A 20,435-nucleotide genomic window follows, 5' to 3' on the forward strand; every position below is an offset into this window, starting at 1 on the left:
AGGTTTTAACTTTTAACCACATCTTAAGCAAAGTTTCAATAAAATTGCGGACTTAATTTAAAAAAGGATATGTCAATATGAAAAGAACATACCAACCTCATAACACACCTAGAAAAAGAACACATGGTTTTAGAGCAAGAATGGCTACTAAAAATGGTCGTAATCTTATTAATCGTCGTCGTGCTAAAGGTCGTAAAAAATTGTCAGTATAGGCGGATTTCAGACACTAAAACTCCATAAAGAGTTTCAGTATGTTTATAATAAAGGAAAAACCCAGCACTCATTGAGTGTTGTTCTCTTTTTTCTTCCTCAACAAGGAATTCACAAAGTAGGTTTTACTGCCACCAAAAAACTTGGTAATGCAGTTAAACGCAACCGTGCGAAGCGTCGCATGCGTGCACTCTTTCGTGAACATTCCGATTCTCTCAAAGATGGTACATATATATTTGTTGCAAAAACGGGATTGTTTGAACGCTCTTATGAAGAGTTCCAACATGATTTTCAAAAGGTACTCACACGTGCGAAAAGTTTTACTTAAAATTTTATGGTTTTACCAGAAGTTTTTTACTCTTATTGGTTACGGTTCGTGTCGTTATTACCCAACTTGTAGTGAATATGCACGTATTCATTTTGAAAATAACTCAATTTCAAGTGCATTTTACCACTCTTTTACTAGAATACTACGTTGCAATCAACTTTTTGATGGTGGTATAGAGTATCCTCTCTTAGACAAGCTCTTATTAAAGCCAAAAAATCTTGATGTTGATTCTATAAAATATTGGCTGGTTCCCAATAAAAAAAACCGTTATTACATTATAAAAAATTTTTCATATAAAGGGTAATTTGTGTTAGACAAAATGTCACCAAATCAAAGATTAATAGTTGCTGTACTATTAGCTGTAATTTTTTTCGTAGGATACACTGCGATATTTCCACCAAAAGAGAGTGCTGCTGCAAAAGTAGCTAAAGCGAACAACATTGTAACAACAAAAGAACATACAAGTGTTGCTAAAAAAGTAGAAGAAGCCTCAGGACATGCTATAGCAGAACAAGAGAAGATGGAAAAAACTATTTCCAGTGATATTGTTACTGTTAAAAATAAGAAGTTTATACTTAAAATAGACACTTTAGGTCGTATAGCATCAAAAGAGATGCTTGAAAGTAAATTCCAAAATAGTGATCATGTTAATGCACAACTTATTCCTGCACATGGTACAAAACCGCTCTATATTAGATTTGCAAATGATGCCATAAATGATGCAGCATCTAAGGTACCTTATGTAGCAAGTAGTAATCTTGTGGAACTTGATAATAAACCAGTTACTGTAACTCTTACTCAAAAATTACCACAGGTAACCATAACAAAAAAACTTACTTTTTATCCTGATGGTCATTATGATATACATATAATAACTTCAAAAGATATTCGTTATTTTGTCTATCTTGGTGATAGACCTCATGTTTCTAAAAAATTGATGGCCGTTGCTGGTGATATGATTTACACAGGCGATGATGTTGCTCATATTATTGAAGATGGAAAAGCTGAAGGGCGTAAAGTATTTCAAAATGTAAAACTTGTCTCCTCTTTTGATCAATATACTGCAATTATCTTATATGGCTTTAAAAAAGATGAAAATGTTGTCTTAGAAAGAGGAAAAGATGATAATCCAGTTATATATGTTGAAGCAAATCAAAATCTAAATCTTCATGGTTATATTGGTCCAAAAGAGCATAAGGTACTTAAGGCGATAGACCCTGTACTTACAAATGCTATAGAATATGGATGGTTTACATTCGCAGCAAAACCTCTTTTTGCAATTCTTTCATGGTTACATAGTATTTTTGGTAACTGGGGATGGTCTATTATTGCACTTACGGCACTTATTAGAATTGTGCTTTATCCTTTGACTTACAAAGGTATGATAAGCATGCAAAAAATGAAAATGCTTGCACCAAAACTTAAAGAGTTAAAAGAAAAACATAAAAAAGATCCACAAAAACTAAACGCAGCTACAATGGAAATGTATAAAAAACATGGAGCAAATCCACTTGGTGGGTGTCTGCCTATGGTATTACAAATTCCAGTATTTTTTGCACTCTATCGTACTATTTTAAATTCAGTTGAATTGCAGGGTGCTCCATGGATTTTATGGATACATAATCTTTCTCTTATGGATCCATACTATATTCTTCCAATTTTAATGGGTGCTTCAATGTTTGCACAGCAACATATGACACCAAATAACTTTACTGATCCAATGCAAGAGAAAGTATTTAAGTATTTACCGGTTATATTTACATTTTTCTTTATAACATTCCCTTCAGGATTGGTACTTTACTGGTTGACAAATAATATGTTCTCAATAGCACAGCAATATATGGTAAATCAGCAATTTAAAAACGCAGAAGATTTAAAAGAAGCTATTGAAAAAAAGAGTGAGAGTTAAAAATGATTAAGATAGAAGCAGTAACCCTAGAGGATGCGTTTAATGATGCTGCAACTTCTTTAAAGTGTTCTGTTACAGAGCTTGCTATTGAAGTTGTACAAGTTCCAAGCAGTGGTTTTATGGGCTTTTTTAAAAAGAATGCCATTATTGTTGCAACTGTCAAAAAAGATGTTCCAGTAGAGAGAGAAAGTGAGATGCTAAACGCAACAGAAGTTGTAAAGAGTAATAGTGTCTCAGTGGAAAATGAAGAAGAAAAAATATCTACGCACAATATTTTGAACGATACAATTATGCCTGCATCTTTTGTAAGTGATCAAGATGAGCAGGATGAAGATCTTGCAAGTGGTTTAGAATATACTGCAGATTATGATGATGAATATGATGAAAGTGTTGATGAACGCGAAGAACACCTCTCTATTAACCAAAATATTGACGAAATAGCTTTAGAAGTTAGAAGTGAGATAAATAAACTCTTTAGACTTATCTGTTTTGAAATTGAGCATATAGAAGTTAGTGCATATGATAAAGAGACAATTCTTATTGAATTTAAGGGCGAAGATGCAGCTCTTTTAATAGGAAAAGAGGGCTATAGATATAAAGCACTCTCTTACATGATATTTAACTGGATAAATTCAAAATATGATGTGCAGTTGCGTTTGGAAATAGCAGAGTTTTTGAAAAATCAGGAAGAGTCAGTATCGAGATATCTTGAAGGTGTTTATGAAAGCATAGATAGAGATGGAAGAGCACAGACAAAAATTTTAGATGGAGTCCTTGTGCAAATAGCGCTTAAAGAGCTTCGAGAAAAATACCCTCAAAAGTATGTAGTTATACGCTCTACAAAAGATGGACTAAAATATATAATCGTTAACGATTATCATAACAACTAATTATGACTGATACAATCTCTGCCATTGCTACGGCAAATGGCATTGGCTCCATCTCTATTATCCGTATTAGCGGTGATAGAGCACTTCAAATTGCCAAAATTCTGAGCAAACGCCAAAACTTCTCTCCACGCTATGCAACACTTAGCACTATTTACGATAAAGAAAATCGACTTATTGACGAGACTATTATTATCTACTTCAAAGGACCAAACTCTTTTACAGCTGAAGATGTTGTAGAGATCCAGTGCCATGGTGGTTTTATTGTTGCGCAAAGTATACTTAAAGCCACTCTTGATGCAGGAGCTAGACTTGCAAATGCAGGAGAGTTTTCAAAGCGTGCTTTTTTTAATGGGCGTATTGATTTGAGTGAAGCAGAGGCAATTGCCCAGCTTATTGAAGCCAAAAGTGAGGATGCCGCGAAGATTCTTGCAAAACAGATGAAAGGCTCTCTTAAAGAATTTATTGAAGAAGTGCGTGATGCTATTATCCATATTTTAGCTTACAGTGAAGTGACTATTGACTATGCTGAAGAGGATTTACCTCAAGATTTGGTCGAACAAATTCAAGCAAAACTTGATGAGCTGTATGCTCTTTTGAAAAAGACACTTATTGCTTCAAAATCTCGTCAAGGCTTAATGCAAGGTTTTCGTGTCGCAATTATTGGAAAGCCAAATGTAGGAAAAAGCTCTCTGCTAAATGCCCTGTTAAATTACAATCGTGCCATAGTGAGTGAGATAGCTGGAACAACTCGTGATACCATAGAAGAGCAGGTAAAAATTGGAACACATCTTATTAAAATAGTAGATACCGCAGGTATTCGAGAAGCAAATGATGAGATAGAGAGAATAGGAATACAGAGGAGTTTAGCCGCAATACAAGAGAGTGATATTGTTGTAGCGCTCTTTGATGCTTCTCGAGAGATTGATGATGAAGATAGAAAAATCATCAGGCTTTTAGAAGAAAATGGACAAAACAAAGAACTTATTGTGATTAAAAACAAGATAGACTTACCACAAACATTTTCTTGTGATACTCTCAATTTTGATTTGGAACTTAACTCAAAAGATGATGTTAGTATGCTTGTAGAAAAACTAGAAGATATTATGGACAAAAGTAATGGTAGTGATGAAATTATGCTTATTTCTGAACGTCAAATTGCAGCTGTAGAAGCAACAATGAAAAACATTGAAGAGGCGTATGAACCGCTTGAATTTCAGGAGTTGGAAATTTTCTCTTTTCATCTTAATGAGGCTGTAAAAGAGATGGCAAGTATTACAAGACCTTTTGAAAATGATGAGATGCTGGATAAAATGTTCGGCTCTTTTTGTCTGGGAAAATAGTGTTGAAATATATTGCAATAGACTTGGGACTTAAACGCATTGGTCTTGCATATTCAGCACATAAAGATATAGTAACTCCCCTAAACGCAGTGATACGAAAAAACCGTAATCAAGCTTCAAGTGAGGTGAAAAAAGTCATAGATGAATGGGAAGTGGATGTTGTAGTCGTGGGTATACCGTTAGGCGGAAGTAGTGAAGATGAGATGCGAAGACGCATTGCACACTTTATGAATCTTGTGGATTTCAAAGGCGAAGTCTTTTACCAAGATGAGGCAGGTAGTTCTCTTGAAGCTGAAAATATGATGAAAGGCGAAATAAAGTACATTCGTGATGGACGTGTGGATTCCATCTCTGCTATGGTCATCTTACAACGATTTTTACAACAAAAAAAGATTGTTTGTTGAAATTGTAAAGATGATAGATATTGACTATTTTCCCAAAATAAAGAGGTTATTGCTTTTTGCAGTAGCCTGAGTAAATCTCTCTTTGAGTTCTCTATCATAAGTCAGTAAAAAGACATTTGCATTTTTAAGTGCTAACTCTTCAAATGTCTGTAGTAAAATGTCATCTGCTACATTTTTTCCATGTTCACATTTTGTAAAATTAAAAGAGTGCAGCGTTTTTGAATAGTCATAAAGATTTGCTTCCCATTCTGCTTTTTTGAGGTATAGCGAATCTGGATTTGCTGCAAGATAGATATGTGCATCATCGATTTCGTAGGGTTCTATAATATCATTAAAAATAGAAGCGATGTTGGAAAAATTTTCTATATCCCAAAAAAGATAATTTTTATCTGTTTTAGATTTATGCTTTTTATTGATAAGTTTAAGGCGTTTTGTGATGTTAAAGCTACTGTAGGCTGTGTCATTTATTAGTAATATTGCGCGTTTGAGCTTCTGTGCATCGTTGGTATTAAACCCTAGTATTTCCCCGAGTTCTATATAAAAATCCAAATTCAACAACTCTTTTTGTGATGCACCTTTTTGATAGTTCCTTAGTTTTAATAATTTTGATTTTGTAAAAAGAAGGGCTATGCTCATTTTTTCATGGTTTGCGTAGGCTTGTTTAACTCGAAAAAAAATATCTTTAGCTTCAGTGGTATCTGGAAATTCAATAGAGCCTCTGTATCGGTACTCTATTGAAATTTTTTGTCTATTTATAGACATTTAAAAAACTCTGCAGCCTCTTCTTCATCATCGCTTAGATTATCTTTTGAGTAGAGAGGATTCTCTTGTATCATCTTTTTAATTTTTTCGTGGCAGTAAGTAAAGAGAACTTTTTGTGCCTCTTCATCATCAGCTAAAAAACCAAGACCACTAAACTGGTACGGTTCTTCTTGTTCAATACATAAAAGCGTGCCACTACACTCTGTTTCGAGTATTTCCACTAAATTTCTGTAACTTATATCAAATTCTGTTGCATTCCATCCAATATCTTCAAGCGCTGCGTTTGCAAACTTATCGACCCCATCGCCTGTCGTGTCATCATAAGATGCACGAGGTGTATTTACTTTTATTAGCTCTTGCCAGTTTGAAAATGCTTTAAGTAGAACTCTATCATCATCTTCTACAACTTGATAGTTGTCTCCTAAAATTTCGTTAAGAGTTTTTGGTTTAGTTGGAGTCAGTGCATTAGTAGCTTGGGGAGTATGCGCTCCTTTGTAGATTAAAATCTCTTTGTCTGCAAAGGGTGCAAATTTTATTTTACCTTTAATATTAATTGCAAACTCTTTTGTTGTGTTGATTGCGTTTAGCAGTTCTTGTCTATTTACAGTAATAATCTCTTTAAACAGGTTGAATTTTTTCATGATTGCCTCGAATTTTTTCCATATTATACAGAGAATGAAATTAAGCGAAGAGATTTCTAAAAACTTCTAAGCTTACTCTAATAATAATTTTACCAAAACTTTAGTATAATGCGACAAATTTTTTAGAGGAAAAACCTCTAAAGCTCAAGGAAATGAAATGGCATTAAATGTTTACTATGATAAAGATACAAGTTTAGACCTAATCAGAAGCAAAAAAGTAGCAATGATTGGATTTGGTTCTCAAGGACACGCACACGCAGAAAACTTAAGAGATAGTGGTGTTGAAGTTGTTGTAGGTCTTCGTAAAGGTGGGTCATCTTGGGCTAAAGCAGAAGCAAAAGGTTTTGAAGTACTAACAGTTGCAGAAGCTACTGCAAAAGCTAATGTTATTATGATTCTTCTTCCTGATGAAAATCAAGCAGAAATCTATAAAAATGAGATTGAGCCAAACTTAAATGCTGGTGACACTATTGCATTTGGTCATGGTTTTAACATTCACTATGCAAGTATTATTCCTGCTGCTGACATCAATGTTACTATGATTGCTCCAAAAGCTCCTGGACATACTGTTCGTTCTGAGTTTGTTCGTGGTGGTGGTATTCCTGACCTTATCGCTGTTGGAAATAATCCTTCTGGAAATACAAAAGAGTTAGCTCTCTCTTACGCTTCTGCTATTGGTGGTGGTCGTACTGCTATCATTGAAACAACTTTCAAAGATGAGACTGAAACTGATCTTTTTGGTGAGCAAGCTGTTCTTTGTGGTGGTGTATCTTCTTTAGTTCAAGCTGGTTTTGAAACATTAACTGAAGCTGGTTATGCTCCTGAAATGGCATATTTTGAGTGTCTTCACGAACTTAAACTTATTGTTGACTTGATGTTTGAGGGTGGAATCGCTGATATGAGATACTCAATCTCAAATACTGCTGAGTATGGCGACTATGTTTCTGGTAAACGTGTTATTAATGATGAATCAAAAGCTGCTATGAAAGAGATCTTAAAAGAGATTCAAGATGGTAGATTTGCAAAAGACTTCATTTTAGAAGGTCAAGCTGGTTATCCTCGTATGAACGCAGAGCGTACAAATGCTCGTGCTTCACTTATTGAGCAAACTGGTGTAAAACTTCGTGACATGATGCCATGGATTTCTGCAAATAAAATCGTTAACCAAGACGAAAACTAAGATTAGTTTTTTTATGGTATAATTTTGTTTTATACAAGAGGTCTCCTTATGTATCTGTGATTGATTACCACAGTTATTGAGATGTAAAGGGTAGCTGGATTTTTCAGTTACCCTTTTTTTTTGCTAAATTTTTAGTGGGTTGTGTTGGGAGGGATTTCAATACAAGGAAAACTTTTTGTATGAAAAATTGGTACTAATCATGCTAATTTTGATGTTTGTATTTAGCATTCGTCTTTATTAGCAAAAAAGAGGGCTTAATCACCCCTCTTGATTAGTGCTACAATCTATTAAAAAAGAAAAATATGGTAAAGCGAATATTTATAACTGCTACAAATACTGATATAGGCAAAACATATACTACCATCAAAATGTTACGAGAGTATGCTTCTAAGGGCTTGCGTGTTGGGGCTATTAAACTGGTAGAAACGGGTGTTGTTTCTGGCGTTTACCCTGATGGTGATTTGCTTTTATCTACTTTAAAAGAGCTAAACGCAGAATGTTTAGATTTAGAGATTACAGATGTTGTTCCCCTCTCTTATGAACTCCCTGCTGCACCCTATATCGCTTCTGGTGCTGCTATGCTTGATTTTGATACGCTTACATCTGCGATAGAGAAGATGGAGGAGCGTTGTGATGTTTTGCTTCTTGAAGGTGCTGGCGGACTTTTGGTTCCTCTTGATTACAGTTTTATGATGATAGATCTTATTGGATTTTTTAATGCTTCTGCGCTTCTTGTAACTCACTGCTCTCTTGGTTGTATAAATGATACACTGCTAAGTCTGCAGGCTCTTGAGCAAAAGAATATTAATAGTGTACTTGCGTTTAACTGCCGTGATAATGACGAAAATTTTGCAAAAGTAAGTGAGCCTTATTTTATAAAAAAGCAACAAGAAGTTTTAAAAGTAGATAAGGACATTGACACAATTTGTGATGTCCTGTATAATCTCTAAAATATTTGATAGGATTGTGATATGCAGCATTTAATTCGTACAGATGACTTTAGTGTAGAAGAGATAGAAGCGCTTTTAGAAGATGCAAAGCGATTTAGTGATGGGCATTTTGAAAGAATTTTACAAGATAAAATTATTATTACACTTTTTTTTGAGAACTCCACTCGTACAAAAAGCTCTTTTGAAATAGCAGCGAAGCGTCTTGGTGCAGAAATAGTTCATCTTGATGTGGCAAAGAGTTCAACCAAAAAAGGTGAAACGCTTGTAGATACCGCGATGAATCTTGATGCTATGGGCCCTCATGCTATTATTGTGCGTCATCAAAATGCAGGTGTTCCTAAAATTTTATCAAAACATACAAAAGCTAGCATTGTAAACGCAGGAGATGGCGCACATGCTCACCCTTCACAAGCACTTCTTGATTTATATACACTTAAAGAACATTTTGGAGATGTGAGTGGTAAAAAGATTGCTATAGTGGGTGACATAAAAAATTCCCGTGTTGCAAACTCTAATATTGAACTCTTAACTCGTTTTGGAATGGAGGTCATTCTTGTCGCTCCACCTCATTTCTTGCCAAAAACTTCACTGCGTTTTACACATTACATCGAAGATATTATTGATGAAGTGGATGCTATTATGAGTCTACGAACACAAACAGAGAGACACTCCTCTCAAAGTTATGCCTCTTTGAAAGATTATGCGAGTGATTTTTGTATTACAGAAGAGTTAGTGGGCAACAGAGACATCATACTTCTGCATCCTGGGCCAGTGCATAGAAATATAGACATCTCTGATGTTATGCTTGAAGATCCAAGATGTAAGGTTTTAGAACAAGTGACAAATGGTGTAAATATTCGTATGGCTATTTTAAAAAAGCTTATTGCTTAAAAGAGTCCAATGAGTTTCGAGCGGATTAACTCTCTAGCATCAAAAAGAGAGCCTTTTTTATTTATTAGTGATTTTGAGGCGAAAAATATTGAAGTTATTCCTCTTAATGAGTTAGAGAGTGAAGATGTAGAGTTTACAATTGATGCAAATTATATTGTATCTGAGCATCCCCATCGACTGCGTTTAAGAGCTATAGATTTTGTAGAGTACAAAAAGAAATTTGATTATGTTATTGAAAAAATAAAATCAGGGGAGACTTACCTTTTAAATCTCACCCAAGAGACACCACTTGAGAAGAATCTCTCTTTAAAGGAGATGTACACACTTGCAAATGCACACTATAAGTTACGCTATAAAGATGAGTTTACCTGCTTCTCTCCTGAAACGTTTATTCATATTCAAGGTGATACAATAGCAACTTTTCCTATGAAGGGGACTATTGACTCTTCTATTAAAAATGCTAAAGAGAAGATTTTAGCAGATGAAAAAGAGATGGCAGAGCATGTTATGATAGTGGACTTATTACGAAATGATCTCTCAATAGTTGCAAAAGAGGTACAAGTTGAAAAATTTCGCTATATTACAAAGATAGATGCAGGCGAGAAAAAACTACTCCAAGTAAGTTCTAAAATAAGTGCAAAACTAGCACAAGATTGGCATGAACACTTGGGTGATATTTTGAAATCTTTGCTTCCTGCTGGAAGTATCAGTGGAACACCAAAAAAGAGTACGCTCAAAATTATTAAAGAGATTGAAGGGTATGAGCGAAAATTTTTTAGTGGGGTTTTTGGTATTTATGATGGAAAATCATTTGATAGTGGCGTGATGATACGCTTTATAGAAAAAAGAGAAGAGAAGTTTTTTTACAAAAGTGGCGGTGGTGTAACGCTTGATAGTAGCGCAGAATCAGAGTATCAAGAGATGTTAGATAAAATATATTTGCCATAAGGAAGAGTAGAGTGAGTATTCAAGAGAATTTTTTTACAAGTGGTTGGCACTTCGTGGATGATGATGCATTAAAAAATAGATTTCAGATGATGAATATTGCTATTGTTTTATCATCAATTGCTGTTCTGTATGGGGTATTTATAAATTTTTTAGTAAGAGATAATCATGCATTGGGAAGTTTTGAATTTCTTCTTTTTTGTATAAATATCTGTTTACTATTTCTATTGCGAAAAGATAAACAGTTTTATAATCTTGTTTCTACACTGGCAACAACTCAATTTTCTATTTTACTTATTTTATTGGTTTATATAAGCACCCCTGAAGATATGAAGCTTCTCTGGTTTTTCACCTATCCGATTGTAATGCTCTATATGCCTAAAATTAAAATTTTCTTTGTTTGGTTTTTCTTTTTGATTTTTATGATTCTGCTGGCACCCTTACAGCCATTTATTGCTATACACTATACATTCTTTCAGCTTTTTTATTTTACCTTTGTTCTGGTAATTGTGAGTATAATTGTCTATTTTTATAAAAGAAGAATGGAAGAAGCCCATTCTACTATTTTGTCACAACAAAATATTTTAAAAAAACAACTTGAGGAGTTGAAACAAAAAGATAAGCTACTTACAATTCAGTCTAAACAGGCAGTAATGGGTGAAATGATAAGTATGATAGCGCATCAGTGGAGACAGCCTCTCTCGAGTGTCACGCTTAATATCTCAAATTTTCAGGTAAAACGGGCACTAAACGTAAAGCTGAGTGACGAAGAACTTGACAGGGTGTTAAATAATATAAGTGATACCGCCGTCTATCTCTCAGATACCATAAATGATTTTCAGACCTATTTTAATCCTCAAAAAGAGCTAAAGAAAATAGATGTTATAAATTTAGTAAAAAGGGTCATTAATTTTACTTTGCCAAGAGTGAAAGATACGAATATTGAAATAAAAATTGATGTAGAAAAACCAATAATTATTACAACATATGTAAATGAAATAATTCAGGTACTGCTAAATATTCTAAATAACGCAATAGATGAGTTTATAGCGATGAAAGTTCAAACTCCTAAAGTTGTTGTTCGGATTTTAAATGAGGAAGATAATGTTCTTATTGAAGTGCATGATAATGCTGGTGGTATTGATGAAAATAATATTGAATCTATTTTTGAGCCTTATTTTAGTACAAAAGGAAAAAATGGAACAGGTTTAGGTCTTTATATGTCCCAGATGATAATGCAGAAGCAGTTTCATACCCATATTGAAGTTTTTTCTAAGGATGGTTCGACGGTCTTTAAAATTAGAGTTCCAAAAACACTATCTTAGTTTTATATTTATTGGGTTATAATAATTAAAAATTAAGGACGATTGATAAATGTATATAGAAGATTTGAAGTTTTCACTTTGGGCAGATTTTATTGAAAGAGATTATCTTGAAAATGAATTTAAAGAGTTAATAGAGAAAAAAATTGTAAATGGAGCTACTTCAAATCCGGCAATATTTAAAAATGCCATTTTAAGTTCACCTGCATATAAACAACAGTTGTCCTCTTTAGATGCGACGCTATCTGCAAAAGAAAAATATGAAGCAGTCGCTATATTTGATATTCAAAAAGCAGCTGATGTTCTTGAACCTTTATATAAAAAAGGTGATGACGGGTATGTTAGCATCGAAGTGGATCCTTTTCTTTGTGATGATGCTGTGGCGACGGTGGCAGAGGGTAAGCGTCTTTTTAAGGCAATTGAGCGAAAAAATGTAATGATAAAAGTACCTGCTACAGATGCTGGTTATATTGCAATGGAAGAGTTAATCGCTGTAGGCATACCTGTAAACGCAACGCTTATATTTAAAAAGGAGCAGGCACTGAGCTGTGCCACTGCGTTTACAAGAGGAATAACGAAAGCTGGTAAAAGTGTGGATAGTGTAATAAGTATATTTGTGAGTAGAATTGACCGTGCTATTGATGCAATATTACAAGAAAAAGGTCTACCAACGGCACTTACTGGTATCTATAACACTGCCTTGATATACGAAGCGATAGAAGCACTAAAAGTTCCTCGTTGCAGGGCTCTTTTTGCTAGTACAGGTGTAAAAGACGACTCGTTACCTCCTTACTATTATGTGGAACAACTTTTAGCGTACAATACAGTAAATACAGCACCTATTGCCACAATAAAAGCATTTGATAAAGATGCAAAAAAAGATAAAGCACTGCCTATCTCTATTGAAGTTATAGAGTCTCATTTTAAAAATATACAAGCAGCAGGTATTAATTTAGATGAGGTGCTAAATAAGCAGATAGAAGATGGATTAGAGGCATTTAAAGATGCATTTAAGGAAATATTGGAGGCATTATGAATGTTGAAGTAGATGTGAGTAAACTTACTTTTGAAGAGTTGAAAAAGGTAAGAGCACACCTGAAAAAGATGATTGAAGTTGGAGGAAGTGACCTTCATATAAAAGCAAACTCCGTAATCCGTGCTCGTATAAATGGTGAGATAAAACAGTTTTCTGGTGGTATTCTCTCAAAAGAGGATGCACTTACTTTTGCCAAGGAACTTTTACGCGGAAGATTTGCTGAATTTGTAGAAAAGAAAGAGCTAGACCTAGTTTATCCTTTTGATGAAAATAACCGTTTTCGTGTTAATATCTTTTTTCAAATGGAAGGGGTTTCTGCAGTTTTTCGTGTTATTCCCGTTAAAATACCAAGTGCCCAAGAGTTGCATCTTCCTGACGTTGTAAAAGATTTTGCATTTAAAGAGAGAGGCTTGGTTCTTGTTACTGGTGTAACAGGAAGTGGAAAATCAACGACTTTAGCATGTTTGGTGAATTCTATTAATCTTACTCGTAAAAAGCATATTATTACCATTGAAGATCCGATTGAATTTGTCCATAAAGATAGGGGATGCATTATAAACCAGCGCTCAGTTGGACAAGATACGAACTCATTTGGTGCTGCACTTCGTGCTGCACTTCGTGAAGACCCTGACATTATTCTTGTAGGAGAAATGAGGGATAGAGAGACGATAAATCTAGCGTTGCATGCAGCTGATACTGGACATCTGGTTTTTTCTACTTTACATACAATTGATGCAAAAGAGACGGTGAACCGTATTATTGCGCAATTCCCAACGGATGAGCAAAACCGCGTGCGTATGTCACTAGCAGGTGTATTGCAGGGTGTTATATCTCAGCGGCTTATTCCAACTGTTGATGGAAAGAGACGTGCTGCTATGGAAGTACTTGTACGAACTCCTACGATTGAAAAACTTATTATGGAAAATCGAGATTATGAAATACGAGATGTAATTGAAGCCGGAAAAGAGCATTATAAATCACAAAGTTTTGATCAGGCTATTTTAGACCTTTATAATGAGGGTGTTATATCTAGGAAACAGGCACTAGACAATGCTACAAGTGCATCTGATTTGGAGCTTAAAATCAATGGACTTACAAGTGGAGCAATGTCAGAAAATGTTACTCTTGAAATAAATGATAATGATATTTTTGATTTAAAGTAGAAATTAATTAAAATTAAGATAATATTGCGTCTATTTTAAAAAACAAAGGACTTCATATGTTAGAAGGTATAGTTAGAGAGAGTATTGGCAAAAAGGGCACAAAAGCACTTCGCCGTGATGGTTATCTAATTGCGAATATTTACGGAAAAGGGCTTGAAAATATCAATGCTGCGTTTAAAGATAATGAGTATATCCGTGCTGTTCGTAATAAAGAGACATTGGCGTTTCCAGTTTCAATTAATGGAAATGAAATGAATGTTGTAGTTCAATCATATGAGTCACACGCTGTTACAGGAAAACTTTTACATGTAGATTTAATGGTAGCACAACCAGGTCTTACAACTCACTATATGGTTCCAGTTGAAGCTGTTGGTGAAGCTATTGGACTTAAAAATAAAGGGCTTCTTAATATTGCAAAAAGACGATTAAGAGTAAAAGCAAAAATTGAAGATCTTCCAAAAACAATTGCTATTGATGTAACTGATATGGATGTTGGAGATTCTAAACTTATTCGTGATATTGATGCAACTGAAAATGTTACATTTACAGATTCAGATCGTGTATCTGTACTAAGTATCATTAAAGCTAAGTAGTTAAATATGTTAATAGTTGGACTAGGGAACCCTGGTTCCGACTATGCAAATACGCGTCACAATATTGGTTTTATGGTTCTTGATGCATTTATTAAACGCAAGGCAGCAATAAAACTCTCTTCTTCATCTTTTAAAGGTGAACTCTATAAATTTCAAAATCATTTTTTATTAAAACCATCGACATATATGAATCTCTCTGGTGAATCAGTTGTAAAAGTGAAAAATTTTTACAAAATTGAAGATGTTGTTGTAATACATGATGATTTAGATCTTCCATTTGGAACGCTGCGTTTCAAAAAAGGTGGTGGGCATGGTGGTCACAATGGACTCAAATCTATTGATGCTCATATATCAAAAGAGTATATTCGTGTTCGACTTGGTATTGGTAAACCTGAACATAAGGGTGAAGTTGTCTCATATGTTTTAGGTGAATTTAGCCAAGAACAGTTAGAAAAACTTCCTGCATTAATAGAACATACTTGTGACTCTTTGGACTTTTTACTTACACACTCCTTAGAAGATACTCGGGCAAAATACTCAATTAAGGTCTCTTAGCAATGTTAGAATTTAACTATATTGCACTCCATTATATAAAATATTTTCTTATTATTTTACTTGCATTGACACTCTTTTTTGTCGGTTTTGATTATATGGGAAACAGTGCAAAACTCTCGATTTCAGCCAACCTTTTACTCATTTATCTTGTTTATAAAGCATTTTTTGCCATAGATATGTTACTTCCTCTTGCTCTTGTGTTTGGAATGATCTCTACAAAAATATTTCTTATTCGCTCAAATGCGCTTGTTTCATTCTACTCTTTAGGTTATTCAAGGGTAGATGTTTTACGTCCTTTTGTTGTTGTTTCCGTTTCAATTACCTTACTCTTTATTTCACTCCATGGTTGGTCAAAATTTGCACGAGCAGATGAGTTTTCTAACAACATTAGAAGTACACAACAATATCTTAATCCCACAAAAGATCTTTTCTTTGCTTATAAAGGTAAATATGTCTATTTTGAAGAGCTATTACCACTGCAGGAAAAGGCAATTGGTATTCGTGTTTTTAGTGTAAAAAACAACTCTCTTAAGTCAATTTTGGAAGCAAAATCAGCGAGTTATAGGGGAAATGCTTGGCAAATTAAAAAAGCAGATATTATTACAAAACCAGACAATATGACTTTTTCATCTCATGGAATTAAGCTAAACGCAGCTAAAAATTTAGAGATATTAAAGGGATTTAGGCCTAAAATGCTTGATCAAGTGTATGAGGGAAAGGTCAATTTTACAATTAAAAATGCCATTGATGCCATTTTACTTTTAGATCATCAAAATATTGATACAAGTACAATTAAAGGTGCTCTTTACAAGATATTTGTTTACCCATTCTTTGCTCCTTTATTGATTATTATTATATTCTTTTTTGTTCCAATGAGTGTTCGATTTTTAAATGTTTCACTCTTTAGTTTTGGGGCAATTTTATCCACTTTGCTAATTTGGGGTGTATTATTCGCATTAATAGAACTCTCTATTAATAAAACAATACCAAGTGAAGTAGGAGTGATTTTGCCTATAATTTTACTTGGATTAGTGGCTGCATGGCAATGGCATCGTCATAGAAAACCTACTACCTAGTCAGGCACTTATAAGCACATTTTAGTTAAAATCAATAAAAAAGATTTGGAATTTTAATATGATTGATTTTAAAGCATTAGCAAAAGAGTATGGTACACCTCTTTATGTTTATGATTTTGACTATATGAGCGCACAATACACAAAATTAAAAGAGGCATTTCGTGGACGAAAATCCATTGTTGCCTATGCCGTTAAAGCAAATTCAAACCTTAGTGTTATCAAGCACTTTGCAAAGATGGGTAGTGGGGCAGATTGTGTCTCTATTGGAGAAGTGCGTCGTGCATTCATGGCAGGTATTCCTGCATATAAAATTATTTTTTCTGGTGTAGGAAAGAGTGATGAAGAGATTCGCGAAGCAATTGAGAAAGATATTTTATATATTAATGTTGAGAGTGATGCAGAACTTCAAAGAGTTGAAGCAATAGCAATAGAGTTAGATACAAAAGCACGGATAAGTATTCGTGTAAATCCAAATATTGACCCTCAAACACACCCTTATATCTCTACAGGATTACATGACAATAAATTTGGAGTGGATCTCTCAACTGCAAAACGAATGTATATTCAAGCAAATAATTCTGAAAATTTAGATCCTGTAGGTATCCATTTTCATATTGGTTCGCAGCTTACACAGCTCCAACCAATCCGAGAAGCAGCAGAGATTGTGGCAGATTTAATCCGTTCACTTGAAGCTCTTGATATAGAGTTAAAATTCTTTGATGTTGGTGGTGGACTTGGTATTAAGTATGATGATGAAGTGACCATTGAGCCTTATGATTATGCGCAGGCAATATTAGGAACACTTACTGGACTTGATTTGACTATTTTATGTGAGCCAGGAAGATTTTTAACTGCAAATGCAGGCTATTTTGTAACAAAAGTTTTATATGAAAAACAAAATGGTGAGAAGAAATTTGTAGTGGTTGATGGCGCAATGAATGACTTACTCCGTCCCTCTCTTTATGGTGCATATCATGAAATAAAAGCGTTAAGTGATTCAAAAGAGGAGCTAAGAGAGGTAGACATCGTTGGACCTGTTTGTGAAAGTGGAGACTTTTTTGCAAAAGATTATGCACTGCCTCCGCTTAAAGGTGGTGAACTGCTTGTTATTAAAAGTGCTGGTGCTTATGGTTTTGGTATGGGAAGCAACTATAATACACGTGGTAGAAGTGCTGAAGTCGCAGTTGAAAACTCTCAAGCAAGGCTCATTAGAAGACGAGAAAATTTTGAAGACCTCATAGCGCTTGAAACAGAATTTTTAGAGGATTAAATTTGTATTTTATAGATGTTCAAGGTACTCTTATCAGCGATGAAGATAAATCTCCAATACATGGAAGTATAGAGTTTATTGAGTATCTTAATACTCAAAATATTCCCTATATGGTGATTACAAATAACACCAAATGTGCGTCGCTTGATTTTTATGAGTATTTGAAATCTATAGGTTTTAATTTCTCTTATGAGAAGTATCTTGATCCTTTAATGATACTTGAATCGCGTGTCCAAAAAGAGGCAGTTGCCGCTTATGGTGCAACGCAATTTTTAAATACTTTGCAAAAAATGGGCTATCTCTTAGATTATAAAAATCCAAAAACGGTGCTTATTGCAATTAAAGAGGATTTTTGTGCTGATGAATATGCGCAGATGATAGATTTTTTACTTAGTGGTGCGAAGCTTGTTGGTATGCATGAGACATCAATTTATGCAAAAAACAACAAACGCTATCCTGGTGTAGGTGCAATACTCAAAATGCTTGCATTTGCTACGTCTTGTTCTTATGAAGTTGTTGGCAAGCCAAGCGTTAGCTTTTATGAAGAGGCACTAAGGCGCTTACGAGTTCAAGATAAGGGTGCTGCGTTTGAGAAAATTACAATCATTAGTGATGATGTGACTGGTGATTTAGGTGGCGCAAAAGAGCTTGGTATGCAAACTCTTTTTGTGACAAGTGGAAAGTATAAAAATGCACAAGAGATAGTTCCTTCGCTCGAAGATGCCCTCAAACCAGATTTGATTAAAACAGATATGTATGATGTTTTGCAAAGTATAAATGGAGTAAGCATATGAAAACTTTAGATGAATGCCGTGTAGCTATTGATGCCTTAGATAATGAGATGCTAGAGTTGCTAAACAAGCGTATGAGTGTTGTTGAGCGTGTTGGAGAGATAAAAAAAGAGACAGGCGGCGCAATTTATAGACCTGAGCGAGAAAAAGCAATTATTGAGCGTCTTAACAGGCTCAATGAAGAGCAAAAAGGTCTTTTAAATAAAAGTGCTATTGAAGCGATATTTTTAGAGATTTTTGCTGTTGCAAGAAACTTAGAACTACCAGAACGCATTGCCTACCTTGGACCAGAGGGAAGTTTTACCCATCAAGCAGCAGAGAGCCGTTTTGGTGCTATGAGTGATTATCTTTCGCTTAATTCCATTGCATCTGTTTTTAAAACTTTAGAGTCAAAGCGTGCAAAATTTGCAGTAGTGCCTATTGAAAATTCCCGTGATGGCATTGTGGGCGAGACGCTTGATCTGCTTGCAAAAAGTTCTGTAAAAATTGTAGCAGAATTATATATGCCTATACATATTTCATTTGCTACTAAGGCACAAAAGCTTGAAGATATTAAGAAAATTTATTCTAAAGACAAAGGATTTGGGCAGTGTCGAGAGTTTTTGTCTGAACATGGTTTTGTAGATGTTGAACAGATTCCTGTAGAGTCCACGGCAAAGGCTGCAATTTTAGCAGCACAAGATGAAAACGCAGCAGCAATTTGTTCTCATATTGCTGCAAAACTCTATAGTGTGCCTACTCTTTTTGCAAATATAGAAGACTCGGTTGATAATACAACCCGTTTTGTCATTTTAAGTGATTTTAAAAATGCGATAAGTGGTGAAGATAAAACTTCTATTTTAGTGCGTTTAAAAGATGCTGTTGAGGCTGGTTCGTTGGTGCATTTCTTACAAGATTTTGATAGAGAAAATATAAATTTATCTAAAATAGAGTCGAGACCTTCTCGAGATAAAAATGGTTTTGGATATTGGTTTTATATAGATTTTTATGGTCATATTGATGAGAAGAGAATAAAAGAAATAGTAGAAAAACATGCTGAGGAAGTAACTTGGCTTGGAAGTTATGTAAAGGGTGAAGATTGAAATTTAATACAAAATTAGAGAGTATTGAGACTTATGAAGCTGGAAAGCCAATAGAGCTAGTAGTTCGTGAGTTTGGTATAGAGCCAAAAGATATAGTAAAGCTTGCCTCAAATGAGAATCCTTATGGATGTTCTATAAAGGTACAGCAAGCTGTTGGTGATATAGTGCAAAATATGGCACTTTATCCTGATGACTCTATGATGAAATTGAAAAATGCACTTACAAAAAAATATGATATTTTAGATGAAAATCTTATTATTGGAAGTGGTAGCGATCAAGTAATTGAGTTTATTATGCATGCAAAAGCAGATGAAAATGCAAAAATACTTATAAATAGTGTTACTTTTGCTATGTATGAGATTTATGCAAAACATGTTGGTGCAGAGGTTATTCGTACAACTTCACAAGAGCATAATTTGGATGAATTTTACACTCTTTATAAGAAAGAAAATCCAGATATTATCTTTTTATGTACACCAAATAATCCGACAGGTGATGCCCTAAACGCAGTAGATATGATGGAATTTTTAGAAAAAATTGACAGTGATACACTTGTAGTAGTTGATGGTGCTTATATGGAATATGGGGCATTTAAAGATGAGTCTAAAAGTGTTTCACCAAAAGAACTTATAGAAAAATTTGATAATGTTATCTATTTGGGAACATTCTCTAAGGCGTATGGACTTGGTGGTATGCGTGTAGGGTATGGTATTTCAAGTGCAAATATTATTAAAGAACTTTACAAATTACGACCTCCTTTTAATATTACAACACTTTCATTAGAAGCGGCCAGCATAGCACTTGAAGATGAAGAATTTGTAAACAATTGTATCGCTTTAAGTTTTGAGGAGATGAAACGCTATGAAGAGTTTGCAAAAGAGCAAAAAATAGATATAATTGAGAGTTATACAAATTTTGTTACGCTTCTTCTAAATGCAGACCAAGACTCTACTACACTTTCTGATGCACTTTTAAGACGAGGTATGATTGTTAGAAATCTTAAAGGCTATGGAATGAATGCTATTCGTGTAACAGTTGGAACAAAAGAACAAAATGATCGCTTTTTTGCCCTTTGCTCTGAATTATTATAAATTTAA

23 protein-coding genes are annotated in these 20,435 nt (G+C 34.4%); 21 read left to right on the forward strand and 2 right to left on the reverse strand.

The genetic code is table 11. From position 1 onward, the window contains the following. Positions 1–77: 77 nt before the first annotated feature. From rpmH to ruvX, 7 genes are read left to right on the forward strand one after another with little or no spacing between them, the layout of a single operon-like run. Positions 78–212 (forward strand): 50S ribosomal protein L34, encoded by a 135-nt coding sequence (rpmH, locus tag MV589_RS09245; RefSeq protein ID WP_297434168.1) that lies wholly within the window; start codon positions 78–80, stop codon positions 210–212. Continuing rightward, entirely contained in the window at positions 209–538 is a 330-nt protein-coding gene (gene rnpA, locus MV589_RS09250; protein ID WP_297434335.1) for a ribonuclease P protein component, read from the forward strand. The genes rpmH and rnpA overlap by 4 nt, the downstream gene beginning before the upstream one ends. Continuing rightward, positions 519–842, forward strand: a complete 324-nt coding sequence (gene yidD / locus MV589_RS09255; RefSeq protein WP_297434170.1) for a membrane protein insertion efficiency factor YidD — start codon at positions 519–521, stop codon at positions 840–842. Before rnpA ends, yidD begins: the two co-directional genes overlap by 20 nt. Positions 843–845: 3 nt before the next feature. Further along, positions 846–2,447, forward strand: coding sequence for a membrane protein insertase YidC (gene yidC, locus MV589_RS09260; protein ID WP_297434173.1), 1,602 nt, complete (start codon positions 846–848; stop codon positions 2,445–2,447). Between the two features lie 2 nt (positions 2,448–2,449). Continuing rightward, positions 2,450–3,337: a Jag N-terminal domain-containing protein gene (locus MV589_RS09265; protein WP_297434174.1), complete on the forward strand. Its 888-nt coding sequence runs from the start codon at positions 2,450–2,452 to the stop codon at positions 3,335–3,337. A gap of 2 nt (positions 3,338–3,339) precedes the next feature. Continuing rightward, positions 3,340–4,677: a tRNA uridine-5-carboxymethylaminomethyl(34) synthesis GTPase MnmE gene (gene mnmE / locus MV589_RS09270; protein ID WP_297434176.1), complete on the forward strand. Its 1,338-nt coding sequence runs from the start codon at positions 3,340–3,342 to the stop codon at positions 4,675–4,677. Positions 4,678–4,679: 2 nt separating this feature from the next. Further along, positions 4,680–5,081 (forward strand): Holliday junction resolvase RuvX, encoded by a 402-nt coding sequence (gene ruvX, locus MV589_RS09275; RefSeq protein WP_297434178.1) that lies wholly within the window; start codon positions 4,680–4,682, stop codon positions 5,079–5,081. A gap of 24 nt (positions 5,082–5,105) precedes the next feature. Here ruvX and MV589_RS09280 read toward each other — a convergent pair whose 3' ends face one another. Both MV589_RS09280 and MV589_RS09285 read right to left on the reverse strand, forming a co-directional pair. After that, complete coding sequence (locus tag MV589_RS09280; RefSeq protein WP_297434180.1) at positions 5,106–5,843, reverse strand: hypothetical protein; 738 nt, start codon at positions 5,841–5,843, stop codon at positions 5,106–5,108. Beyond that, on the reverse strand, positions 5,834–6,484 hold the full coding sequence (locus MV589_RS09285) for a hypothetical protein (RefSeq protein ID WP_297434181.1): 651 nt from the start codon (positions 6,482–6,484) through the stop codon (positions 5,834–5,836). The genes MV589_RS09280 and MV589_RS09285 overlap by 10 nt, the downstream gene beginning before the upstream one ends. Positions 6,485–6,641: 157 nt before the next feature. On the opposite strand from MV589_RS09285, the gene ilvC reads away from it, so the two are divergent. The 14 genes from ilvC to hisC all read left to right on the forward strand — a co-directional run bounded on the left by ilvC (position 6,642) and on the right by hisC (position 20,429). Further along, positions 6,642–7,664, forward strand: a complete 1,023-nt coding sequence (gene ilvC / locus MV589_RS09290) for a ketol-acid reductoisomerase (RefSeq protein WP_297434183.1) — start codon at positions 6,642–6,644, stop codon at positions 7,662–7,664. A 302-nt stretch (positions 7,665–7,966) separates the two neighbouring features. Continuing rightward, on the forward strand, positions 7,967–8,614 hold the full coding sequence (gene bioD, locus MV589_RS09295; RefSeq protein ID WP_297434185.1) for a dethiobiotin synthase: 648 nt from the start codon (positions 7,967–7,969) through the stop codon (positions 8,612–8,614). Positions 8,615–8,635: 21 nt separating this feature from the next. After that, positions 8,636–9,505: an aspartate carbamoyltransferase catalytic subunit gene (locus tag MV589_RS09300; protein ID WP_297434187.1), complete on the forward strand. Its 870-nt coding sequence runs from the start codon at positions 8,636–8,638 to the stop codon at positions 9,503–9,505. 9 nt (positions 9,506–9,514) lie between these two features. Then, on the forward strand, positions 9,515–10,453 hold the full coding sequence (locus MV589_RS09305; protein WP_297434189.1) for an aminodeoxychorismate synthase component I: 939 nt from the start codon (positions 9,515–9,517) through the stop codon (positions 10,451–10,453). 11 nt (positions 10,454–10,464) lie between these two features. Beyond that, positions 10,465–11,775 (forward strand): sensor histidine kinase, encoded by a 1,311-nt coding sequence (locus tag MV589_RS09310; protein WP_297434192.1) that lies wholly within the window; start codon positions 10,465–10,467, stop codon positions 11,773–11,775. Positions 11,776–11,824: 49 nt separating this feature from the next. Then, positions 11,825–12,808 (forward strand): transaldolase, encoded by a 984-nt coding sequence (locus MV589_RS09315; RefSeq protein WP_297434193.1) that lies wholly within the window; start codon positions 11,825–11,827, stop codon positions 12,806–12,808. After that, complete coding sequence (locus tag MV589_RS09320) at positions 12,805–13,971, forward strand: type IV pilus twitching motility protein PilT (protein ID WP_297434194.1); 1,167 nt, start codon at positions 12,805–12,807, stop codon at positions 13,969–13,971. The genes MV589_RS09315 and MV589_RS09320 overlap by 4 nt, the downstream gene beginning before the upstream one ends. Before the next feature lie 56 nt (positions 13,972–14,027). Then, entirely contained in the window at positions 14,028–14,564 is a 537-nt protein-coding gene (locus MV589_RS09325; RefSeq protein WP_297434195.1) for a 50S ribosomal protein L25/general stress protein Ctc, read from the forward strand. Positions 14,565–14,570: 6 nt separating this feature from the next. After that, positions 14,571–15,119 (forward strand): aminoacyl-tRNA hydrolase, encoded by a 549-nt coding sequence (pth, locus tag MV589_RS09330; RefSeq protein WP_297434197.1) that lies wholly within the window; start codon positions 14,571–14,573, stop codon positions 15,117–15,119. A 2-nt stretch (positions 15,120–15,121) separates the two neighbouring features. Continuing rightward, positions 15,122–16,195 (forward strand): LptF/LptG family permease, encoded by a 1,074-nt coding sequence (locus MV589_RS09335; RefSeq protein ID WP_297434200.1) that lies wholly within the window; start codon positions 15,122–15,124, stop codon positions 16,193–16,195. 58 nt (positions 16,196–16,253) lie between these two features. Further along, positions 16,254–17,465 carry a diaminopimelate decarboxylase gene (lysA, locus tag MV589_RS09340; RefSeq protein WP_297434202.1) on the forward strand — a complete coding sequence of 404 codons (1,212 nt, stop codon included), beginning with the start codon at positions 16,254–16,256 and terminating at the stop codon, positions 17,463–17,465. A 2-nt stretch (positions 17,466–17,467) separates the two neighbouring features. Next, the gene (locus tag MV589_RS09345; protein WP_297434204.1) at positions 17,468–18,259 is read left to right on the forward strand and encodes an HAD-IIA family hydrolase; all 792 of its coding nucleotides are present in this window, start codon (positions 17,468–17,470) and stop codon (positions 18,257–18,259) included. Then, a complete protein-coding gene (pheA, locus tag MV589_RS09350) occupies positions 18,256–19,338 on the forward strand; it encodes a prephenate dehydratase (protein WP_297434206.1) in 1,083 nt (360 codons plus the stop codon). Before MV589_RS09345 ends, pheA begins: the two co-directional genes overlap by 4 nt. Then, positions 19,335–20,429, forward strand: coding sequence for a histidinol-phosphate transaminase (gene hisC / locus MV589_RS09355; protein WP_297434208.1), 1,095 nt, complete (start codon positions 19,335–19,337; stop codon positions 20,427–20,429). The genes pheA and hisC overlap by 4 nt, the downstream gene beginning before the upstream one ends. Positions 20,430–20,435 lie beyond the last annotated feature (6 nt).

Origin of the sequence: Sulfurimonas sp. (assembly GCF_026991475.1) — a bacterium.
Lineage (GTDB): Bacteria > Campylobacterota > Campylobacteria > Campylobacterales > Sulfurimonadaceae > Sulfurimonas.